This window comes from Sorangium sp. So ce363 (assembly GCF_051520435.1).
In the GTDB taxonomy this organism is placed as follows: domain Bacteria; phylum Myxococcota_A; class Polyangia; order Polyangiales; family Polyangiaceae; genus Sorangium; species Sorangium cellulosum_B.
In genome coordinates this window covers 7132570-7154355 of record NZ_CP150333.1, presented here as the reverse complement: position 1 = coordinate 7154355, position 21786 = coordinate 7132570, and the positions used below count along the sequence as shown (strand labels likewise).

The window sequence follows — 21786 nt, the reverse complement described above, 5'->3', positions numbered from 1 at the left end:
CGCCGCTCGCCACGCGACGGCACGCGACGAGTCTGGAGCATCGCGTGTGCCAGGCGAACCGCTCGGGGAGCTCCTGAAACCCTGCACGGGCGCGTCAGCGGCAGCGCGCCTCAGCGAGGCAAGTTGCCACGTGCCTTCCGCCTTCCCGCGACCGCTCAGATGAAGCTGTCGTAAGGACGCCGCTGCGAGCTCTCGCTCCGGACGTCCTCGGCGCCGGCATACTCGAGGATCAATTCCAGGATCTCTGCATCTCGCTCGGAGGAAGCATTTACGCCCACGAGGATCGCACCTTGTCGTAGGCCGCTGTCGTAGATGCTCGCCCGGTGCTCGGGAATGCCGGCGCTGACGAGCGCGTCGACGAGCCCGCCGGCCGCGCCGCCCGCGCCAGCTCCGGCGAGCGCGGCCTCGATGGGCCCCGCCGCCACGAGCCCCAGGCCAGGGAACGCCACGCTCGCGCCGAGCACCACGAGCGCGGTCGAGGCCGCCCCCGCCGCCCCACCGACGTCCGCCGCCGCGCCCGCGGTTCCGTCCACGGCGCGATGGTCGCGCCCCGCATCGCTCATGACAAGGCTGATGGCGTCACGCGTATATCCGCAGCTCATCACGCGCTCAACCGACCTCTCGGCGTCCGACCACGTCCTGACAAGACCGGTCACCAGCTTTGGCCTCACCTACAGCTCCTTTCCCGACGAACGTCCTCGCGCGCGCGCCCTGCCTGTATTCTGGAAACCCACATCGCCACAGCAGGCGGCAGCAGGCGGCATGCCAAATGAAAATGCGGGAAATGCTCGGTACTCTGCGCAGTCGATCGCCCGTGTGCCGCGCAAGAGCTTGCGCAGGTGTGCCACACTGAGGCGTCGTTGCAGCGCAGACGAAACTGCCGGGCGTGCTCGGGGGCGATCGCGGGGCGTGGTGTGGAGAGCAGCGGTGACGGGAGATGAAGCGAGCTCAGCGATGCAGCCAGATGCGGAGCTGCGCCAGCAGCTGCTCCGTGTCGACCGGCTTCGAGGTGTAGTCGGTCGCGCCCGCCTCCAGGCACTTCTCCCGGTCGCCTTTCATCGCCCTCGCCGTGACGGCGATGATCGGTAGCGTCTGGAATGCCGGCTGTTTGCGGATTGCGCGGATCGTGTCGTATCCGTCCATCTCCGGCATCATGATGTCCATGAGCACGACGTCGATCCCGCTCGTGCTCCCCAGGAGCTCGATGGCGGCCTTCCCCGTCTCGGCGGTGAGGGTGGTCATCCCGTAGCTCTCGAGGACGGTCTTCAGCGCATAGATGTTGCGGAAATCGTCGTCGACGATCAGCGCACACTTGCCGGCGAGCGCGGCGGTCGACTCGTGGAGCTGCTCCACGATGAGCCGCGTCGGCTCCGGCAGATCCGAGAGCCGGCGGTGCAGCGCGAGCGTAATCTCGTCGAGCAGGCGCTCTCTCGACTGGACATGCTTCACGGGCAGCTTCTGCGCCAGCCGGGAGAGCTGCGCCTCGTCGTCCCCGGCGACGCCGGCCGGCGCGTACACGATGGCCGTGAGATCGGCGAAGCGCCCTGCGCGATCGAGGCGCTCGATGAGCTCGAGGCCGGGCATGTCCGGCAGGTGCAGGTCGATCACGATCGCGTCGAACGCCTCGCGATCGAGCGCGTCGAGCGCCTCCTGGACCGTCGCTGCGCTGGCGACCGTGGACTCCGCGTCCCCGAGCAGCTCGGTCACCGGGGCGAAGGCGGCCTCGTCCGGCGCGACGACGAGCAGCCGGCGCCGCGGCGAGCCGATCAGCCCGGCGAGCCGCGCGAACGCCTCGTCGAGCGCCGTCCTGCTGCTGAGCGGCTTGTTGAGCAGGCCCACCGCGCCCATCCGCCGCGCGCGGCTCCGCTCCTCCTCCGTCTCTGTCGTGATCACCTGGACCGGGATGTGCCGCGCCGAGAGATCGCGCTTCAGGCAGTCGAGCACGCGCCACCCGTCGACGTCGGGCATGTTGATGTCCAGCGTGATCGCCGCGGGCTGGATCTCTCGGACCAGCGCGAGCGCGGTCGCGCTGCGGAGCGCGACGACCGCCTTGAAGCCGTGCTCCCGCGCGACATCCACGAGGAAGCGGGCGAACACGGTGTCGTTCTCCACGATCAGAATCGCGCGGTCGCCGGGGCGGACGCTCTCGCTGTCGTCGATGATCTGGACGTCCGCGCTCGCGGACGTGCGATCCGACGGCCGGCTGCTGTGGACGGCATCATCGATGGACGGCGGCGCGTCGAGGACGTGAGTCGGCTGCCGCCGCGCCGCCCGCACGGGCCGGAAGGTGCGCGGCAGGTAGAGCGTGAACGTGCTGCCGCGGCCCGGCGCGCTGACCAGCGTGAGATCGCCGCCGAGCATCCCCGCGATCTCCCGGCTGATCGCGAGCCCGAGCCCGGTGCCGCCGTACTTGCGGCTCGTGCTGCCGTCCGCCTGCTGGAACGCCTCGAAGACGATCTGCTGCTTGTCCGGCGCAATCCCGATCCCTGTGTCATGGACGGAGAGGGCGATCACCACATCGGCCCGGCTGAGCACTTCGTTCTCACGGCTCCAGCCGCCGCGGGCCACTGTCACCTCCAGGACCACCTTGCCGCGCTCGGTGAACTTGAAGGCGTTGGAGAGCAGGTTCTTGATCACCTGCTGCAGCCGCTTCGCGTCGGTGAACATCGACGTCGGCAGCGTCGACGAGAAGGAGAGCTCGAAATCGAGCTTCTTCGCCTCGGCGACGTGCCGGAACGTGCGGCGCACGTAGTCCGAGAGGTCCGTGAAGCTGATCTCTCCGACGTCGACCACGACGGTGCCCGACTCGATCTTCGTGAGATCGAGGATGTCGTTGATGAGCCCCAGGAGATCGGTGCCTGACGCGTGGATCGTCTTCGCGTACTCGACCTGCCTCGCGGTGAGGTTCTGGTCGTTGTTCCTGGAGAGCTGGTCCGACAGGATGAGGAGGCTGTTCAGCGGGGTCCTGAGCTCATGGGACATGTTGGCCATGAACTCCGACTTGTACTTGGACGTGAGGGCGAGCTGGCGCGCCTTCTCCTCCAGGGCCTGGCGGGCCTGCTCGACCTCGTGGTTCTTCCGCTCGACCTCCACGTTCTGCTCCGCCAGGAGGCGCGCCTTCTCGCCGAGCGCGGCGTTCGTCTCCTGGAGCTCCTCCTGCTGGCTCTGGAGCTCGCGCGCCAGCGACTGGGACTGCTTGAGCAGGTCCTCGGTGCGCATGTTGGCCTCGATCGTGTTGAGCACGATGCCGATCGACTCGGTGAGCTGGTCGAGGAACGCCTGGTGGGTCGGGCTGAAGCGCTCGAGCGACGCGAGCTCGATGACGGCCTTCACCTGCCCCTCGAAGAGCACCGGCATCACGATGATGTTCACCGGGGGCGCGTCGCCGAGGCCGCTCGTGATCGTGATGTAGTCGTGGGGCGCGTTGACGAGGAGGATCTTCTCCTTCTCGAGCGCGCACTGCCCGACGAGCCCCTCGCCCAGCTTGAACTGGTTGTCGACGTGCTTGCGCTCCTTGAACGCGTAGCTCGCGAGCAGCTTCAGGACGGGCTCCTCGCGGGCGGCATCCATGATGTAAAAGACGCCCTGCTGCGCCGTGACGACGGTGGCCAGCTCGGACAGGATCCTCCGGCCGACGGTGAGGAGATCCTTCTGCCCCTGGAGCATGCGCGAGAACTTGGCGAGGTTGCTCTTGAGCCAGTCCGTCTCGCTGTTCTTCAGCGTCGTGTCCTTGAGGTTCCGGATCATCTCGTTGATGTTGTCCTTCAGCGCGGCGACCTCGCCCTGCGCCTCGACCTTGATGGACCGGGTGAGATCGCCCTTGGTCACGGCGGTGGCGACCTCGGCGATCGCGCGCACCTGCGTGGTGAGGTTCGCCGCGAGCTGATTCACGTTGTCGGTGAGGTCCTTCCACGTGCCGGCCGCGCCAGGCACGCTCGCCTGCCCGCCGAGCTTGCCCTCGACGCCGACCTCGCGCGCCACCGTCGTCACCTGATCCGCGAACGTCGCGAGCGTCTCGATCATGCCGTTGATCGTGTCCGCGAGCGCGGCGATCTCCCCCTTGGCGTCGACGACCAGCTTGCGCTTGAGATCGCCGTTGGCGACCGCGGTCACGACCTTGGCGATGCCGCGCACCTGGTTCGTCAGGTTGCCCGCCATCGAGTTCACGTTGTCGGTGAGGTCCTTCCAGGTGCCGGCGACGCCGCGGACGTCGGCCTGCCCGCCGAGCTTGCCCTCGGTGCCGACCTCGCGGGCGACGCGGGTGACCTCGGAGGCGAAGGAGCGGAGCTGATCGACCATCGTGTTGATGGTGTTCTTGAGCTCCAGGATCTCGCCCTTCACGTCGACCGTGATCTTCTCGGAGAGGTCGCCGTTGGCGACGGCGGTGGTGACGGCGGCGATGTTGCGCACCTGGGAGGTGAGATTGCCGGCCATCGAGTTGACGGAGTCGGTGAGATCCTTCCAGGTGCCGGCGACGCCGCGGACGTCGGCCTGCCCGCCGAGCTTGCCCTCGGTGCCGACCTCGCGGGCGACGCGGGTGACCTCGGAGGCGAAGGAGTTGAGCTGGTCGACCATCGTGTTGATGGTGTTCTTGAGCTCCAGGATCTCTCCCTTCACGTCGACCGTGATCTTCTTCGAGAGATCGCCCTTGGCGACGGCGGTGGTGACGGTCGCGATGTTGCGCACCTGGGCCGTGAGGTTCGACGCCATCGAGTTGACGGAGTCGGTGAGATCCTTCCAGGTGCCGGCGACGCCGCGGACGTCGGCCTGCCCGCCGAGCTTGCCCTCGGTGCCGACCTCGCGGGCGACGCGGGTGACCTCGGACGCGAAGGAGTTGAGCTGGTCGACCATCGTGTTGATGGTGTTCTTGAGCTCCAGGATCTCGCCCTTGACGTCGACGGTGATCTTCTTCGAGAGATCGCCGTTGGCGACGGCGGTGGTGACGGCGGCGATGTTGCGCACCTGGGAGGTGAGGTTGCCGGCCATCGAGTTGACGGAGTCGGTGAGGTCCTTCCAGGTGCCGGCGACGCCGCGGACGTCGGCCTGCCCGCCGAGCTTGCCCTCGGTGCCGACCTCGCGGGCGACGCGGGTGACCTCGGAGGCGAAGGAGCGGAGCTGATCGACCATCGTGTTGATGGTGTCCTTGAGCTCGAGGATCTCACCCTTGACGTCGACGGTGATCTTCTTCGAGAGATCGCCTGTGGCGACGGCGGTGGTGACGGCGGCGATGTTGCGCACCTGGGAGGTGAGGTTGCCGGCCATCGAGTTGACGGAGTCGGTGAGGTCCTTCCAGCTGCCGGCGACGCCGCGGACGTCGGCCTGCCCGCCGAGCTTGCCCTCGGTGCCGACCTCGCGGGCGACGCGGATGACCTCGGAGGCGAAGGAGCCGAGCTGCTCGACCATCGTGTTGACGGTCTTGGCGGTCCGGAGGAACTCGCCGTCGAGCGGCCTGCCGTCCACCTCGAGGGCCATCGTCTGCGAGAGATCGCCCTTGGCCACGGCGCCGATGACGCGCGCCGTCTCGGCGGTGGGGTGGACGAGATCGCCGATCAGCGCGTTGATGCACGCGATCTCGTCGGCCCATGCGCCGCTCACCTCGCCGATGAAGGCGCGCTGGGAGAGCTTGCCCTCCTTGCCCACCGCGCGGCTCAGGCGGGCGAGCTCCTTCGCGAGCTTCTCGTTGCGCTCGACGACATCGTTGAACGTATCGGCGATCTTCCCGTCGAGCCCGAGCCAGTGGACGGGCAGCCGCACCGAGAAATCGCCCTTCTTCAGGCCCGTCAGCGACATCAGCAGCGTCCGCCGGTCGAGCTCGTCGCTCTCGAGCGGCGCGGCGGCGCTGGGGCGCTCGGCCGGGCGGGCCTTCCTCGCGCGCGCGGCGCCGTGCTGCAGCCCATCCCCGGACGCGGCCTTCTTGCTCTTGCCATTGCCGGCTCTCGCCTTGCGGGCTGCCTTGTCGAGGTCGCTTCGCTGCTCCATGCCGCTGTTCTCCTGGTCCCGCCTGCGGGCAGGACCGATCGGTCAATAAGAAGGGAAATGAGCGCGCGCCCCGGGCGCGGAGGGGCCCAGGGGCGCTGGAGGCCGTCGGACCCGGTGCCCCGGCGTGAGCCCAGGGCGCCGCGCGAGAGGACGGCAGGAGGACAGGCCCCCTCGCCTGGACGGCGGCGTCATCGATCGAGGCTGCGCTCGGGCTCCGCGCGACGCTTCCCGCCGCCGAGGAGCGGGGCCCTCGCTGAAAGGCCGCGAGGCGGCCGTCGGGGTCCCCTCGGGTTCAGGCTTCATGGCACGTCGGCCATGCGCTTCTGCTCCCACCGCGCAGCAGCATGGGCTCGTATTACTAGCAGGCGCTCAGCCGGGCAAGCTTCGCGCCACGCGCAGCACGCAGCACGCGCGTACGGCGCGCAAGGCGCGCGCGTCCGCGGCGCGCGGTCGGCCGAGCGCGCGCGTGAAGCCGCGGCGGGACACCGGCGGAAGCGGCCCCCGCGCCGGCGCTGCGGCCCTCCGAGCCGGCGCCTCAGGCCACGTCGGACTTGGGCGAGCGGCGCCTCGTCGGGAGATCGCTCGGCTTGTTGCGCGGCGTGATGATGCTGTAACGCCCTGCCTCTCCCACCCTCTCATGGACGCCCGACTCCATGGCATCTCTCGCAGTCCTGAGCGGCGGCAGCCATCGCGACACGTTCGCGAGGCACGAGGTGCGCTCGGGAAAGGGAGAGTGACGGGGGGGCGGCCTCTCCGTCGCTCCGCGGAGCGGCCGCTCCGACGCCGCGTCGTGCGTCCGCTCTTCGGCGGCGTCATACGGCCGCTCCGGTGGCCCGTCATACGGCCGTTCCGTGGCGGTGTCATACGGCCGCTCCGCGGCGGCGTCGCACGGCCGCTCCGGGGTCGCGTTGTGCGTCCGCTCCGAGGGGGACCCGTGCGGCGGTGCGCACGGGGTGGCGCTCTGCGCAGGGAGCGTGCCGGAGGACGCGCGCCGCTTCGCGGTCGTCGCGGCGATCCGGTGCCGGAGATCCTCGACGTGCTTCGCGAGCCGCTCGGTCTCCTGCGTGAGCCGCGTGAAATCCTCCTCGGTGAGCCGAGTGAAATCATCGACCTGGCTTCTGCGCTCTGACATAAACGATCCTTTGCCGCGTCTCTTCAGCCGATCTCGACGCCCCGTCGGCTCCGCTGCTCATCCCGTGTGCACACCCCGTGTGCACACCGCATGCCGCGCCGCTCGGGTCGGTCGCACGCACCCGGCGGGGGTCGAGCGACGCTGGCGCGGATCGCCGCAACGGGGCGCGCCTGCCTCCATCCGTCCTCGCGAGCTCTGGTCGGCGAGCGGCGGGGATCTGGCTGGACACGCGGGGGAGGGGGCCGCGGCACGCCCTGTGCCGCGGGGACGCCGCACACATGATGGATGAGCCCGGCGCGCCTCGCTCGGTCACAGCCCTCTCCGCCGCTCTCCAGAGCGCGGCGGGGAGGCCCGTGTCCCTGGGGGCTCCAGGCCACGGAGGCGCGCGCGGCGCTGGTGCGCTGGTGAAGGAGTGGACGCATGCAGAACTCGAACTTTGAATCGCTCGGCGCCCGGCTGGGGATCCCGGGGGATGGCGTGTGGCCGTGGGTGATCGTCGCGGCGAGCGTTCCGGTCGGCTTCGGGCTCGCTCGGATCGCCGCGGGCGTCTTCCGGCGCGCCGGTTCGGTCGTCGCGCGACGGACCGCGACGCCGTGGGACGAAAAGACACTCGACGCGGCAATCGGCCCCGTGACCCTTTGTCTCGGGGTCGTCCTGACAGCGGGACTCGCCAAGCTCACGCGGCTCGGCCAGGGCCTCGTGACCGATCTGCGGCCGCTCCTCTCGGCGCTGTTCATCGGCGGGGTGGCGTGGCTCCTTCTGCGCATCGTGGGGATCCTCACGGAGGTGCTGGACGCGCGCGCCCTGCGTCACCTCGAGGAGGGGAGCGAGTCGTCCCGCGGGCTCCGCACCCAGGCGCGCGTGCTCGAGCGGGTCGCGCGGGTGCTCATCGTGATCGTGGCGAGCGCGCTCGTGCTCCTGAACTTCGAGGCGGTGAGGAACGTCGGCGTCTCGTTGCTGGCGTCGGCGGGCATCGCGGGCGTCGTGCTCGGCCTCGCGGCGCAGAAGCCGGTCGGCGCGATCCTGTCGGGCCTCCACATCCTGTTCACCCGCCCCATCGACCTCGGCGACAAGGTCGTGGTGGACGGCGAGTTCGGGACGATCGAGGAGATCCGGCTGACCCACGTGGTCGTGAAGATCTGGGACGAGCGGCGGCTCATCGTCCCGACGGCGAGGCTCCTGGACCAGTCGTTTCAGAACTGGACGAAGCACGGGGCGGAGAAGCTGGGCACCGTCGAGATCTACGTGGATTACCGGACCCCCGTGGACGCCCTGCGGCGGCATTTCGAGTCGATCCTCCCGAGCAGCGAGCTCTGGGACGAGCGCGTGAAGGCCGTTCAGGTCACGAATGTGACAGAGCGCACGATCGAGGTGCGTCTCCTCGTCTCGGCGCGCGATCCTGGGCAGCTGTTCGATCTGCGGTGCTGGCTTCGCGAGGAGATGCTCCGCTGGGTCCAGGAGCTGGAGGGCGGCGCGTACCTGCCGCAGGAGCGTTTGACCCGGAGCGCCTCTCTCTCGGAAGCGGCAGAGGGTCGTGGTCCGGCCTCGGGCCGCGCGCGCCGGGCTGGAGCGGGCGACAGGCTGCCCGATGTGGCGCCGTGACGGCGTGCGCCCACCATGTAGCGGAACGCCACACCGCGGCATTCAGGCGATGTCCGATGAGCCCGGCATCCGCTGCGTCCCTCGGGGGTCTCACAGGCCGGTCCAGGCCCTGCCACAGGGGCTCCGACGCGATGACGACACGATGACGACCAGCGCTGCGGAACAGCCCTTCAGGTCAGTCGCGCCCTCCCTGACCGCCAGGAAGGGCTCCGCGCGCCGCTCCCTCGCAGGTGAGGCGCAGGAAATCGGCACGTGATTTGCAGTAAAGTCAGAAAGATCTGGGACAAGTGCCCGTCCGCCGAGCCGTCGATCGCGCGACGAGGTGTGCGCCACGCCCCGGGGGAGGAGGCAGTGGCACGTCGGAACTGCGCCTCCCGCCATGTGCAGGTGCCTGCGGGAACCCAGGAGCAAGACACCATGAAGTCGGTCATCAGGATCACGCGGCTCGGCGGTGTTGATGTGTTTGCGCATGCGGCGTTCGGCCTGCTGCTCCCGATCGGGGCGCTCCAGTGGGGGGCGCGGCACGGCTGGAGCGGCGCGCTCTTCGGCTGCGCGCTGGGCGCGGCGCTGCTCGGGTGCGTGGCGCTGCAGGCGCTCGTGCGTGGGATCGTGGCGAGGCAGCTCGGGCTGAGGCTGCGCGAGATCCAGCTCTCGCCGCTCGGCCCGATCGTCAGCCGCTCGCGTCCCGCGGCCGGGTGGGCGCAGGGCGGCGCGCTCGGCCTCGCGGCGAACGTGGCCCTCGCGGTGCTCTTCGCGCTGGCCGTCGAGGCCCCGCGCGGGGTGGGTGAGCTCGGGTGGATCTCGGTCCTTCAGGCCGCCGAAGCGCCCTCGCGCGAGGCCGCGATCGTGTGGATCGCCAGCGCGAACCTGGGGATCGCCCTGCTTGGCCTGCTGCCGGCGTTGCCGCTCGAGGGGGGGCGCGCGCTGCGCGAGGCGCTCTCGCCGCTCACCGGCGCCTGGCTCGCGACGTCGATGACGGCGGCGCTCGGGCAAGCGGCGGCGGCGGTGCTGTTTTTCATGGGCCTGTTCGGTGGTGAGCTCGTCATGGCCGCGCTGTCGGCGCTCCTCTTCGTGGAGGCGCGGCGGGAGTGGAGCGCGGCGCAGGCGGTGATGGCGCCCGTGGCGCCGCCCGAAGAGCCTCCGAGCGAGGGCAGGGCGGTCCAGCTGTGGCCTGGCGAGCTCGTGGGCGACGCCGCGCGGCGGATCCTCGCGAGCCAGGAGCCGGACTTCCCGGTCGTCTACGAGGACCGCGTGATCGGGGTCGTGACGCGCACGGATGTCATGCGCGCGCTGGCCGCCGGCCAGGAGGGGTCGTTCATCGCGTGGATCATGCGCTGCGACGTGCCCCGGGTGGCGGCGGACGTGTCGCTCGACGAGGTGGGGCGGCAGATGATCGAGAAGAACACGCCGGTGGTCGCCGTCTTCGACGGAGAGAGCTACCTCGGGCTCGTCAAGCACTCGGACATCGCGGGTGCGCTCACGCGCGGGCGCGGGGGTCGGCTCGGGAGGATTCACCTGGCTCCTCAGGTGGGTTAGCGCGTCGGCATAGGCGCTAACCAAGCCTCGCGCCGCGTCCTCCCACATCCGAACGTTTACGTGGTCGTGGTCGTGGTCGTGGTCGTGGTCGTTCACGGCCTATCGTTGACGACCACGACCACGTTCACGACCACGTAAACGTTCACGTTGGTGACCGATGGCGGGGGGCTCGGCGGGATGCCCGGCCCCCTCCGGGATCGCGAGGTAACGGGCGAGCGTGATTCGGACACAACGACGCTCGAGCGAAGCGCCCCGCCAACCCGGAGAGGGGGCGGGGCGCTTGTCGGGAACCGCGAAGCTCAATCGCCTCGAACGAAATTGAGCTTGAAGGAGACCACGAGCACGAGCGCGTCCTGACTGATGCGGCGCTTGCCCCAGGCGACCCCGATGTGCAGCCCCTCGATCGGATCGAGGTTGGAGGGGAGCCCCACGGTGTGCGTGAGCGTCTTCGTGAAGTTCCACTCAGGCCGCTTGTTCGCGAGCGCCGCGTTGACCGCCTTCATGACGGTGTGGTCGAGGATCGAGGGGATGCCGCGGATGTCCGCCTCCTCGAGCTCGACGTTGAACGCCAGGACGTTCCCCTTGTTCCTCTCGATGATCTCGGGGCAAATCAGCACCTTGAGCTCATCGAGCCGGATGGTGGGGTTGACGCCCGCGATGGACCACTGGAGCTCCGCCGGGCAGGTGACCCGCAAGCCCAGGTCGTCGGCCAGGGCAATCTCGGTCGCCTTGCCCAGGTACAGCCAGCGATCGGTCGTCTCGTCGTCGTCCAGGTGGATCTTCACCGGGAGGAACTCGCCCAGGATCTGCGCGAGATCCTCCCGCGTGATGATGGCTTCGAGCCACACGGCCAGCGCCTCAGCTCAGGTGATGGCCGCTCTCGCCGCCGTGGGACAGCCCAGCTCCCTCGATGCCGTAATGCGAGTTCGCGGAGCTCGCGTCGGACGGCGCGACCGCGCCCTTCACCGCGTCGACCGCGCTGCCGACCTTGTCCTGGACCTTGCGCTCGGCCTGCTCGACCCCGCGGGTCGCCTGGCGCTTCAGGCCGTCGAGGCGGGTCAGGAGCTCGCGGCGCAGCGCCTCGCCCGACGTCGGCGAGAGCAGCAGGGCCACGCCCGCGCCCACCGCGAGGCCGGCGCCGAAGAGGCCGAGCGCCGTGAGCGGGCTCCGCTTGCGCGAGAGCCCGACCCAGCCGAGCACGTCGTCGAAGCCGAGCGCCCCGACCGTGGCGGCGACGCCGGCGACCGCCTTCGCGACGTCGAACGCCGTCGTCCTGGCCGCCGTCGCGGCGACGCCCGCGCCGGTAGCCGCCGACTCAACCACACCCTTCGCAGTCCCCACCGCGTTGTTCATTCGGTTCGTCATGGCTCTTGTCTCCTCGTGACGGACACGACATCCGCCGGTTCGTGTCGGGAAACCATTGCAGGGCCCGGACCAACCGAGAGCTTGCGCCCAGAGCGCCTGTCCCCGGGGCCGCGGAGCGCCGCCGTGGCGCTTGCGTGACGAAACGCCACAGCTGTCGTGACGCGCCTCGGGCGCAACACGCGCCGTGAGACGAGCGCCGGTGAACCAAGGGCCGCGGCGCGCGGCGCCGTCGCCAACGGAAGAGGTTGGATTGGGGGAGGAGAGCCGCCCTGCCGAGAGGGAGAGCCAGCTGCAGCGCCGCTCCGGCAGGGCTCCGAGCCGCGTCCGTCGAGCGGGCGAGCGGGCGAGCGCGCGCGTCACCGAGGGGCATGGGCGACGCCGATCAGCGCGACGTCGACCCTGCGATCATAGCCATAGGAATACATCGGTTGAGCTCCGACCGCCTCGGCGGCGCCCGTCGCGCGCGTCGTGATGCGATCCGCGGGGATGCCCTCCTTCACGAGGATCTCCTTCACCCGCGCGGCGCGGCGGAGCGAGAGATCCTGGTTGTACGCCGGGGTGCCGCGCGGATCGGCGCGGCCGACGAGCTCTATCCTCGCGCCCTGGAGGCTCGATGAGAGCAGGCAGTCGACGAGCGCCCGGAGCTCCACGTGATCCTGCGGGAGCGGCTCGGCGGAGTCGAAGGCGAAGCTCGTCTTGGGCAGGCGGCAGACGTCGGCGATGTCGGCCCCGAGGGTGAGGCCGATGAACCGATCTTCGCCTTCCCTGAGATCGGGCCATTCGACCTTGTAGACTCCATCCGCGCCCGGGTTGGGTAACCTCGGCTCAGGCCGAGCCTGCTCCGGGGGTGGTGCCGCGGCGCACGCGGTGAACAGCGAGAGCGCAAGCGCGCCCAGGCAGAGCCTGGGCAGGTTGGACATCGACAGCATGTGAACCCTCCTTTCGAGGTCGGCCGCGATAAGCCGCCTCGTGTTCCGAGGAGGTCGTTCAAGCTCCGTGCCTGTCCGGCGATCGAGGCGTGTCGCCGCGCGCCACGCCCCGCGCTCAATGCGGGCTCATCAGGGGGATGAAGGCTCTCTGGCCTCGATCTTGGGCCAGGTGAACCGGAAGGTGGCGCCGGCGCCGACGGCGGACTCGACCCAGGCGCGCCCGCCCTTGCTCTGGACGATCTTCTGTACGACCGACAGGCCGATGCCGGTGCCCTCGACCTTGTCGCGCGCCTTCAGCGTCTGAAAGATGCCCCAGATGCGGTCGTGGTACTCGGGCGCGATGCCCGCCCCGTTGTCGGAGACCGAGAACTCCCAGAACGGCCCGGCGTCGCGCGCGTTGATCCGGACCTCCGGATCGGTGCCCCCGGCGTGCTTCAGCGCGTTGCCGATCAGGTTCAGGAACGTCTGCTGGAGCGGAGCGCGCTCCGTGACGAGGACGGGCATGTCGGGGGCGATCTCCACGAGCGTCTCCGGCGGGGGCGCGAGCAGCTCGATGACCTCCCGGAGGAGCTTGCCGACGTCGATCGCCTCGGGCTTCTCGCGGGCGCGGCCCGCCCGCGAGTAGCTCAGGATCCCGTCGATGAGGTTCTCGAGCCGGTGGACGCGCCCGCGCAGCAGATCGAGCTGCTTGCGGCTCTCGGCCGTCATCTTGTCGTTCAGGTCCTCCTCGATCCACTGCGAGAGGTTGGCGATGCCCCTGAGCGGCGCCTTGAGGTCGTGGCTCGTGACGTACGCGAACTGATCGAGCTCCTTGTTGCTGCGCTCCAGCGCCTGGACGAGCCGCTGCCGCTCCTCCTCGGCGCGCTTCTGATCGTCGATGTCCGTGTACGTGCCGAACCAGCGGACGATGCGGCCCGACCCGTCGCGCGAGGCGACCGCCCGGCCGATGAACCAGCGGTACATGCCGTCCGCGCGCCGGAGCCGGCACTGGCTCTCGTACGGCTCGCCCGTGCGGAGCGCCTCCCGGAAGGCCTGGATGGCCCGCTCGTGCTCGTCGGCGTGGATGATCCGGCTCCAGCCCTCGCCGCCGGTGTCCTCCGCGGTGAGCCCCGTGTAGTCGTACCAGCGCCGGTTGAAATACTCGTGGTGGCCGTCCGGGCGGTTCGTCCACACGAGCTGCGGCATCGTCTCGGCGAGCAGCCGGAACTGCGCCTCGCTGTGCTTCAGCTCCTCCGCGAGCGTCTCGACCTCCTTGCGCACGGTGACCTCGCGCTCGAAGAGGAGGGCGTTGTCGACGCTGAGGGCGGCGCGCCGGGCGAGCTCCTCGGCGAACTGCACGTCGACCTTCGTGTAGTGCCGGCCCGACTCGGCGTGCGCGAGCGTGATCGCGCCGAGGACGCGGCCGCGCGCCGCCAGCGGCACGACCAGGTACGACCGGAGGCCGAGCTCGCGCGCCATCCGGAGGTGCTCCTCGTCCCGCGCGTTCTCGACGAGCAGGGAGTCCGGGATCTCGGAGGCCCACTCGGCCTCGCCCGTCCGGAGCACCTTCGGCACACCGCGGCTCGCCGCGGGATCGACAGGATAGCTCTGCTCGATCTGGCGGACGAGCTCCACCTTCTGCGGGTCGGTGTGCTGGACGGCGACGCGCTGGATCGCGCCGTCCTGGCCCTGGATGTCCACGGCGCACCAGTCGGCGAGCAGCGGGACGACGAGCCGGGCGAGCTGCCCGAGCGTCTCGCGGAAGTCGAGCGAGGACGAGAGGATCTCGCCCGCGCCGGCGAGGAGGCTGACGTTGGCCTCGGCGCGCTTGCGCTCGCTGATGTCGAGCACGTAGGTGAGGTTGCGCCGCTGCGTCTCGATGCGGGCGGACCCGACGAGGACCGCCACGCGCTTGCCGTCCTTGCGGATGTACTCCTTCTCGAACTGCCTCGTGACGCCGTGGAGGCTCAGCTCGGTAATCGCGTCGTGGTGGACGTGCTCGTACTCCGGCGGGGAGAGCTCCTGCCAGCTGAGCAGCCCCGCCTTGAGGTCCTCGCGGGTGTAGCCGATCATCGAGAGGAAGCAGTCGTTCGCCTCGATGACGCGCCCTTCGTAGTCGCTGAAGAGCAGGCCCATCATGCTGGTGTCCATGATGCGCCGGAACACCTCGTCGCTCGCCTGGCGCTCCAGCTGGCGGAGCGCGGCCTCCTGCCGCTTGATCTGCTCGGCCCTCCGGTGCAGCTCGACGAAGACCGCCACCTTGGCGCGGAGGATGTCGGGATTGAACGGCTTGACGACATAGTCGACCGCGCCCTCGCGGTAGCCGCGATACCGTCGGTCCTCGTCCTCCGGCAGCCCCGAGATGAAGATGATCGGCGTGTGCCTCGCCCGATCGAGCCCCCTCACGCGGGCGGCCGTCTCGAAGCCGTCGATTCCGCGCATCTTCACGTCCATGAGGATCAGCGCGAACTCCTCGCGGTGGAGGTGCTCCAGCGCCTCCTCGCCGGATTGCGCGGTGACGAGCCGCTGGCGCAGCGGATCGAGCACGGCCTCGAGGGCGAGGAGGTTCGCGCGGTGATCGTCGACGAGCAGGATGCTCGCCACGGGCTCGGACGGAGCGGACGGGAGGGGAGCGCCCGGCTGGACCGAGGACTTCACCTGAAGCGGGCTCAGCCCTGGCTTTCGGTCGGGCATGACGAAGACGGTTAACGGCGCCCGGACCTTCTGGCAAGCGAAAGCGGCGCGCGCGCGGCGAGGGCCATTCTCCTGCTCGAAGCGGGCATCTCCGGCTCGCCGCGGCACCTCCAGCGCGCAGCGACAAGGCCGCGCGGGATCGGGCTCCGCGCGCCACGCTGTGGCGATCCGTCACGCGCGCCGAACGGAGCGGACCGTCGTGGATGCGGCGCCGCGACGCCGCGGCCGGCAGCGCGTGGCTGGCATGGGGCCTGCTGGACGTGCCGCAGAGGGAGCACGTATGCGATTCGGACTCAAGCTGGCTTCATTCGTGGGAGCGCTCGTGGGCGCGCTGCTGCCGTCGCCGGCGGCTGCGGCCGACGGAGCGGGGCTCTTCGCGCTCCCGCCGAGCCGGCTCGACGCGGCGGACGGCGCGGGGATGCCGACCTACGAGCCGCCTGCGATGTCCGGCGGGACGTTCGTCGATCTGATGGCGCGCGCGATGATGGCCGTGCTGTCGCCGCCTCCGTCGGAGCTCCGCGTGGCGCCCCTCGTGGGCCGAGGTGGCGGCGGAGGGCTCCGCCTCGTCCTGCCCGTGTGCGAGGACGGCTGTTCGCGTTATGCGTCCCGCGCCGTCTTCCTCGTCGCGCAGAGCGCGCCCGACTCGCCGTTTGCGTGGCTCGCCGCGGTGACCAACCGCGGCGGGCGATCGCCCGGGGGGCCGCCCGGCCTCGCGGCCGTCCGGGAAGAGGCCCGCCGCGCGCGCGCGAAGGTGCCTCAGGAGGAGGCGAGCGCGCTGCCCGAGTAGGCGCGCCGGGAGACCGCCTGTGTCCTCCGTGGCCGCCGCTGAGCTGGCCTGAAGCGGAAGAGCCGAGTCGGCGCAGGACGAATGTCGCGCGGGGCGGCGGCGGTGGGCTGGGCCTTCGTCTCAGGGGATCGGCGTCGGCGCGCGTTCGCCGCTCACCGCGTGGCCCGGGTCGACGTGACCGCCTCGTGGAGGGCGCGGAACATCGCCGCGAGCCTGTCCGGCTGGTAGCTGGCGTTGAGCCCGCTGGGGTTCGGCAGCACCCAGAGCCGCGTTGCGCCGAGCGTCTCTGTCTGGGGGCCGGGCACGGCGCGCGGCCTGCCGAAGGCGCCTCGATAGGCGCCAATCCCGAGCACGGCGAGGAAGCGAGGGCGGTAGCGTCGCACCGTGGTCTCGAGCCGCCGCCCGCCCGCGGCGAGCTCCTCGGCGGACAGCTCGTCCGCCGACGCGGTCGCGCGCTCGACCACGTTGGTGATCCCAACCCCCAGATCGAGCAGCTCGCGCTCCTCGGACGGGGAGAGCACGCGATCGGTGAATCCGCCGGCGTGCAGCGCCGGCCAGAACCGGTTGCCGGGGCGGGCGAAGTTGTGCCCGACGGCGGCGGTGTAGAGGCCCGGGTTGATGCCGCAGAAGAGGACGTCGAGGTCCGGGGCGATGACGTCCGGCACCGTCTTGCCGGCGGCGGCGAGGAGCTCGTCGCGGGTGGGTCGTCGGAGGCGGGGAGGGGAGTGCACAGGCTTTCCGGGCGGGCGCAGGGCGCCGCGGCTGCAGCTTACGACGCCGCTGCGCGAAGGAGCGCGGGCGCCGAGGGCGAGGAGCGCGGGAGCCGGGGACGACGGGCGCGGCCGCCGGGGGTGACGGCGTGGGGGGGCGAGGACGTGGATCGACGCTGGACGGGGGCGCGACAACGGATACCGTCGTGCTTTCCCCGGATGCTGGTGCGCTCGCTCGGTCTGATCTCGGCTCTCCTCGCGGCCGCCTGCGCGCGTGCGCCCGAGCCGAGCCCGGCGAGCGGCGCGGGGGCTGCTCGGGCCGCGCGTGCGTCGGGCGCGACCGGCTCCGCCGGCGCTGCCCCGGCGGGGGCGCGCTATTTCCAGGCGCTCTCCGAGGGCGTGTTCCGGGCAACGCACGACGGACCGGCCGCGGCCGTCGCGGCGCGCGTCGTCACGGAGGGCGCGCGGATCGAGCTCGGCGGAGACGGGCGCGTCGCTGCGGCGGCGTGGGAGGCCGATCTGTGGGCGTCCGGCGAGCCGGTCGTCGGATCGCTCGCGATCGCGCCCCACCTCGGCGGGGGCTTCCTGCACTGGACCCGGCGCAGGGCGTTCCGCTCGCGCGGCTTCACGGGGCCGCTCGCGGAGGTGGCGCTCGGCGGCGGCGGCGCGGTGCGGGGCGCCCGCAACGGCCTGCGAGGCGTCGTGGTCTTCACGGAGCAGGGGCCGCGGGAGCTCCTGCCGGGCGAGGATCGGGGCCGGGCGCTCGACATGCCGGCCATCCACGATCTGGCCGCGCTGGACGCCGCGCGCGCGGCGCGCCTCGACGTCTTCGGCCGCGCCGCGACGACGGCGGACGGCGGCAGGACGTGGATCGACGTCGGCCAGCGGCTCGGGCTCGCCGTGCGCGCCCTGAGCGTCGCCCCGGACGCGCTCTCGCTCGACACGGCGCTCGGGCGCGTGGCCGTCCTCCCGGACGGCTCGCTCGGCCGGCCCGACGGCGATCCCCGCGCGATCTGGCAGCCGAGCGGGTCGTTCCAGCTGCTCTTCGCAGGCGCCCAGGCCGCCTCCCGCGACGCCCCCGTCCTCGACGATCTCGCGCCGCTCGCGGCGGCCATCTCCGCGGGCGCGCTCTTGCCCGACGGGACCGCGCTCGGGGTGTTCGAGGGCGGCGTCGCGCGGATCGACGTGAGCACGGGCGCGGTGCGCGAGCGGTTCTCCGGCTGGCTCCCGGACGGGCTGGGCTGCGCGCCGGTGCCGGCGAAGGACGGGCCGCTCTTCCTCTGCGTGTGGGACGATTACGACGGCTACGGCAGCTACGTCCTGCGCTCCGAGCGCGGCGAGGCGCCGCGGATGGAGCGCGCCTTCAGCGACGACGGGTTCTTCGTGGCCGATGACGGCGGCGCGCTCGGCTACGTCGGCGGCTGCGCGGCGTCGCCGCGGGTCGCCAGCGACGAGGAGCGAGATCGCCGCTACGGCGAGGTCGTGATCCACCCGAGGATCTGCGTGCGGCGCGGTCCGGACGACTGGGTCGAGCATGCGGTCGAGCTCGGCGAGTCGCAGACGCTGGTCGGCTGGGCGCCGCGCCGGGACGGGAGCGCGATCGCGCTGCTGAGGGGCGAGCGCGACGCGCGGCTGCCAGCGCCCGCCGGGGCGCCGCGGGGCCGCGACGAGGGGGGCGCGCGGGTCGTGCAGCTCCGCGGGCACCTCCCCGGCTGGTACTGGACGCCGCCCCTGCGCGACGGGACACGGGCGCTCGTCGACAGGCGCTTCCGCGCGCGCGAGGACGGCGGGGTCGACGGGTGGCTGTCGTCGGTCGAGTGGCCCGATCCCGTCGGGCAGGGGAGCCTGGGCGTCACGATCGCGGACGACGGGACGGTCTCGCCGCACGCCCTGCCGCCGGATCCGGCGGGGATGGTGGTGACCGGCGACCACGGCGTGCTCGTCACGGCCGGCACGGAGCTCTACGAGACGCTCGATCACGGCCGCACGTGGCGCGCCGCCGGGCGCTCGCCGGTGCCGCCGCCGTTGTTCCAGGGCGGGTGCTCCGCGCTCGGCTGTGCGTTGAGCGGCGTGGTGCGGCTCGGCTGGGGCGCGGGCGATCCGCCGCCGGCCATCGCCGCCGCGCCGGGTCCCAGCTGCGGGGCGGCGGAGGCCAGCCGCGCGGGCGCCGCCGGGGCGGCGGAGGCCAGCCGCGCGGGCGCCGGCGGGGCGGACGCGGCGGCTTGCGCGGGCGGCGTCGGCCGGATCGACGAGCCGCCGGAGGCGCTGCCGTCGCTCTCCTGTGCGCCGATCGAGCTGCCGGCGCTGCGCCCGCGCGCCGCGCCCGAGGCTGGCTCGGAGCGATGGACCGTGCCGACGTCGTATGGCGAGACGCTCGAGGTCGTCGCCGACGCGCCGGCGCCTGGGCGCGCCGCGCGGCCGGCCGAGGAGGCGCTGCCCGCCGAGGAGGCCGCGCCGGAGGAGGCGCCGCCCAACGGCGCGGCGTCGGGCAAGGGCGGCGCGGCGCCGGGAAAGGGAGGGCCGAAGGTCGCGGCGGTCCGGACGCACAGCGTGCTCTACCTCCCGCCCTTCGATCTGCGCGGCGAGGCGCTCCGGCTGAACGCGACCGAGCTCGCGCCGAGCGGCGGGCACGGCGGGAAGCGCAGCGCGTCGATGCCGCTGCTCGCTGCGAGCGGCGAGGTCGGGCTGCTCGTCCTCGCCGAGGCGGGCGAGCTGCTGCTCGGCCCGCAGGGCGCGCGGGCGCTCCCGGCGTTCGAGCCACGCCGAGGTTACGCGGACACCGCGCCGGGGCGGGCCCCGGGTCTCCTGCTCGGTCCTGGCCGCGCGCTCGTGCTCGGCGAGCTCCGGCGCCGCGTGGCCGTCGAGGAGCACACGCCGGAGCCCCGGCGGCCTGCGCGCCTCGTGGCGCTCGACCGCGAGGAGCTCCGGGGCCGGCCGATGACCCTCGCGTGGCGCGACGATGGGGAGGCCGGCGTGCTGGTGCTCGACGGCTCGGCCCTCGAGATCGCGGGCGCGGCGGTGCTGGACCGCATGGGGGGGACCGCGGGCGAGGTGGTCGCGCTCGCGCCCTGGGCGACGCTGACCGCCGCCAGCGACGCGCGCTGCCGCGCCCAGAGGGGCGCGTGGCGCGCGCTCGTGGCGCTCGATCCGGAGCGCGCGCTGCGCCTCGATCGGAGGGCGCTGCCCGCGATCGCGCTCGGGAACCAGGGCCTCGCGCAGGTGCGCTGGGGGCGCGAGCGCGTCTGCCTCGAAGCGCTGCACCTCGCGGCCTCCGACTCGAGGCGGCGCGGTGAGCGCGCGGAGGGCGCGGCGCTGATCGCGCGGTGGACGGCCGCGCGGGGGCAGGGGAGCGGCGCCGGCGCCGGCGCAGGACAAGGCGCGCTGCGAGCGCAGGCGACGACGCAGCGCCTCGTGTGCTCCGTGGGCGCGCGGCCCGAGGACGGCTGAGGCGCGGCGTGGATGTGGGTCAGCCGCTCCGAAGACCCCTCCGCAAGCACGATCGGCTCGGACGAATGATGCGCCCGGCGGACGGATAGGTTGGTACCATCACCATTCCCAATGCACGGCGACGGGACAGAACGGTCGAAGGACATCGATAGTACAGCGTCAATGCAATTTCGTGCTCCGTTCTCTCGGCAGACCAGCGCCGGGGCGGGGCTCGTGTTGCTCTACGCCGACAACTACGAGCAATTCCGTCCTGCGTACCCCGTGCTCGAGCAAGGCTCGGTCCTCGGCCGCGATCCGACCGCGGATGTGTCCGTGCCGACGCGGAGCGCTTCGCGCCATCATGCTCGGATCGAGCGGCGGGGCGGCGTCTGGCGGCTGACCGACCTCGGCGGCCGCAACGGCACGCTCTGCAACGGCGAGTTCGTCACGGAGGCGCCCATCGCGCACCTCGACCAGGTCCGGGTCGGCGACGCCATCTTCAAGTTCGTCGAGCGCGACGTCGAGAGCTACGCCCGCTACCGCATCGACGGGGCCTACGTCGAGCCGCCGGGCTCGCAGGAGGGGCCGCCGAGCTTCTCGATGGGGCGGATCGTGGGCGGCTACCAGACCCGGACCCTCGCCCGCAGCCTGTACGAGATCGCGCGCAGCGAGCTCTCGGTGCTGATTCGCGGTGAGAGCGGGACGGGAAAGGAGATCTTCGCCCAGCAGCTCCACGACTGGAGCGGCCGGCGCGGCCCGTTCCTGGCCGTCAACTGCGCCGCCATCCCCGCCGCCCTCGTCGAGGGGGAGCTCTTCGGGCACCGGCGCGGCGCGTTCTCGGGCGCCGACCGCGACAGGGCGGGCATCCTCCGCGCGGCCCACGAGGGCACGCTCTTCCTCGACGAGATCGGGGACATGCCGGCGGAAGCCCAGGCGAAGCTCCTCCGGGTGATCCAGTCGAAGGAGTTCACGCCGCTCGGCGGGACGCAGGCCGAGCGGATCGACGTGCGGATCGTCGCCGCCACGCACCGCGATCTCGACAAGCTCCAGCAGACGGGCGCCTTCCGCGCCGATCTGTTCGGTCGCCTGAACGAGCACAGCGTGACCCTGCCCCCCCTCCGCGAACGCAAGGAAGACATGTTCTTGCTCTGCACCGCGCTCGCGGCGCGCCACGGCCGGTCCGAGATCCGGCCCAGCATGGTCTCCATGACGGCCCTGCTCCACCACGATTTCCCCTACAATGTGCGGGAGCTCGAGGCGCTCCTGAAGCGCTGGGCCGCCGCGGATCGCGGCGCCGAGTTCGGCATCCAGGATCTCAGCGACAGCATCCGCGAGCGGATGAAGACGTACGGGGCCCGGGGCGCTGCCCTCGCGAGCCCGCTCGTGGAGGATTCCCGCGCCACGGTCTACCCGCAGTACGACGAGGAGCCCGCGGAGGACGGAGCGTCCACGCCGGGCGGGCCGCTGCCGCCGAGGACCACCCCGGAGGAGAGCGTGCTTCGGGATCTCCTGGCGAGGCACCAGGGGAACGTCGCCGCCGTGGCGCGCGTGCTGGGGAGGGATCGCGTGCAGGTGCACCGCTGGATGAGGCGGTACAACCTCAAGGCCGACACGTTTCGCGGGTAGCATCGCGCTCGGCGCCGCGCA

General features: G+C 71.8%; 13 protein-coding genes. 5 read left to right on the top strand and 8 right to left on the bottom strand.

The window, feature by feature from the left end:
- Nucleotides 1-155: 155 nt before the first annotated feature.
- The 3 genes from WMF12_RS26870 to WMF12_RS26860 all read right to left on the bottom strand — a co-directional run bounded on the left by WMF12_RS26870 (nucleotide 156) and on the right by WMF12_RS26860 (nucleotide 7111).
- Nucleotides 156-563 carry a hypothetical protein gene (locus WMF12_RS26870; RefSeq protein WP_437850075.1) on the bottom strand — a complete coding sequence of 136 codons (408 nt, stop codon included), beginning with the start codon at nucleotides 561-563 and terminating at the stop codon, nucleotides 156-158.
- Between the two features lie 385 nt (nucleotides 564-948).
- On the bottom strand, nucleotides 949-5979 hold the full coding sequence (locus tag WMF12_RS26865; protein WP_437850073.1) for a HAMP domain-containing protein: 5031 nt from the start codon (nucleotides 5977-5979) through the stop codon (nucleotides 949-951).
- A gap of 535 nt (nucleotides 5980-6514) precedes the next feature.
- A complete protein-coding gene (locus WMF12_RS26860) occupies nucleotides 6515-7111 on the bottom strand; it encodes a hypothetical protein (protein ID WP_437850071.1) in 597 nt (198 codons plus the stop codon).
- 420 nt (nucleotides 7112-7531) lie between these two features.
- On the opposite strand from WMF12_RS26860, the gene WMF12_RS26855 reads away from it, so the two are divergent.
- Both WMF12_RS26855 and WMF12_RS26850 read left to right on the top strand, forming a co-directional pair.
- Nucleotides 7532-8713: a mechanosensitive ion channel family protein gene (locus WMF12_RS26855; RefSeq protein WP_437850069.1), complete on the top strand. Its 1182-nt coding sequence runs from the start codon at nucleotides 7532-7534 to the stop codon at nucleotides 8711-8713.
- 417 nt (nucleotides 8714-9130) lie between these two features.
- The gene (locus WMF12_RS26850; RefSeq protein ID WP_437850067.1) at nucleotides 9131-10249 is read left to right on the top strand and encodes a CBS domain-containing protein; all 1119 of its coding nucleotides are present in this window, start codon (nucleotides 9131-9133) and stop codon (nucleotides 10247-10249) included.
- A 299-nt stretch (nucleotides 10250-10548) separates the two neighbouring features.
- Here WMF12_RS26850 and WMF12_RS26845 read toward each other — a convergent pair whose 3' ends face one another.
- From WMF12_RS26845 to WMF12_RS26830, 4 genes are all read right to left on the bottom strand, one after another.
- Entirely contained in the window at nucleotides 10549-11097 is a 549-nt protein-coding gene (locus tag WMF12_RS26845) for a hypothetical protein (protein WP_437739529.1), read from the bottom strand.
- A gap of 10 nt (nucleotides 11098-11107) precedes the next feature.
- Nucleotides 11108-11614 carry a YtxH domain-containing protein gene (locus WMF12_RS26840; protein WP_437850066.1) on the bottom strand — a complete coding sequence of 169 codons (507 nt, stop codon included), beginning with the start codon at nucleotides 11612-11614 and terminating at the stop codon, nucleotides 11108-11110.
- Between the two features lie 356 nt (nucleotides 11615-11970).
- On the bottom strand, nucleotides 11971-12543 hold the full coding sequence (locus WMF12_RS26835) for an OmpA family protein (RefSeq protein ID WP_437850065.1): 573 nt from the start codon (nucleotides 12541-12543) through the stop codon (nucleotides 11971-11973).
- Nucleotides 12544-12672: 129 nt separating this feature from the next.
- The gene (locus tag WMF12_RS26830; RefSeq protein WP_437850064.1) at nucleotides 12673-15216 is read right to left on the bottom strand and encodes a PAS domain S-box protein; all 2544 of its coding nucleotides are present in this window, start codon (nucleotides 15214-15216) and stop codon (nucleotides 12673-12675) included.
- Between the two features lie 280 nt (nucleotides 15217-15496).
- Here WMF12_RS26830 and WMF12_RS26825 point away from each other — a divergent pair, with 280 nt between their 5' ends.
- Nucleotides 15497-16003, top strand: coding sequence for a hypothetical protein (locus WMF12_RS26825; RefSeq protein WP_437850063.1), 507 nt, complete (start codon nucleotides 15497-15499; stop codon nucleotides 16001-16003).
- A gap of 152 nt (nucleotides 16004-16155) precedes the next feature.
- On the opposite strand, the gene mug is transcribed toward WMF12_RS26825, so the two are convergent.
- A complete protein-coding gene (mug, locus tag WMF12_RS26820; protein WP_437873900.1) occupies nucleotides 16156-16668 on the bottom strand; it encodes a G/U mismatch-specific DNA glycosylase in 513 nt (170 codons plus the stop codon).
- A gap of 264 nt (nucleotides 16669-16932) precedes the next feature.
- Here mug and WMF12_RS26815 point away from each other — a divergent pair, with 264 nt between their 5' ends.
- Nucleotides 16933-20160 (top strand): hypothetical protein, encoded by a 3228-nt coding sequence (locus tag WMF12_RS26815; protein ID WP_437850061.1) that lies wholly within the window; start codon nucleotides 16933-16935, stop codon nucleotides 20158-20160.
- Between the two features lie 162 nt (nucleotides 20161-20322).
- Nucleotides 20323-21765, top strand: coding sequence for a sigma 54-interacting transcriptional regulator (locus WMF12_RS26810; protein ID WP_437850059.1), 1443 nt, complete (start codon nucleotides 20323-20325; stop codon nucleotides 21763-21765).
- The last annotated feature ends 21 nt before the right edge of the window (nucleotides 21766-21786 follow it).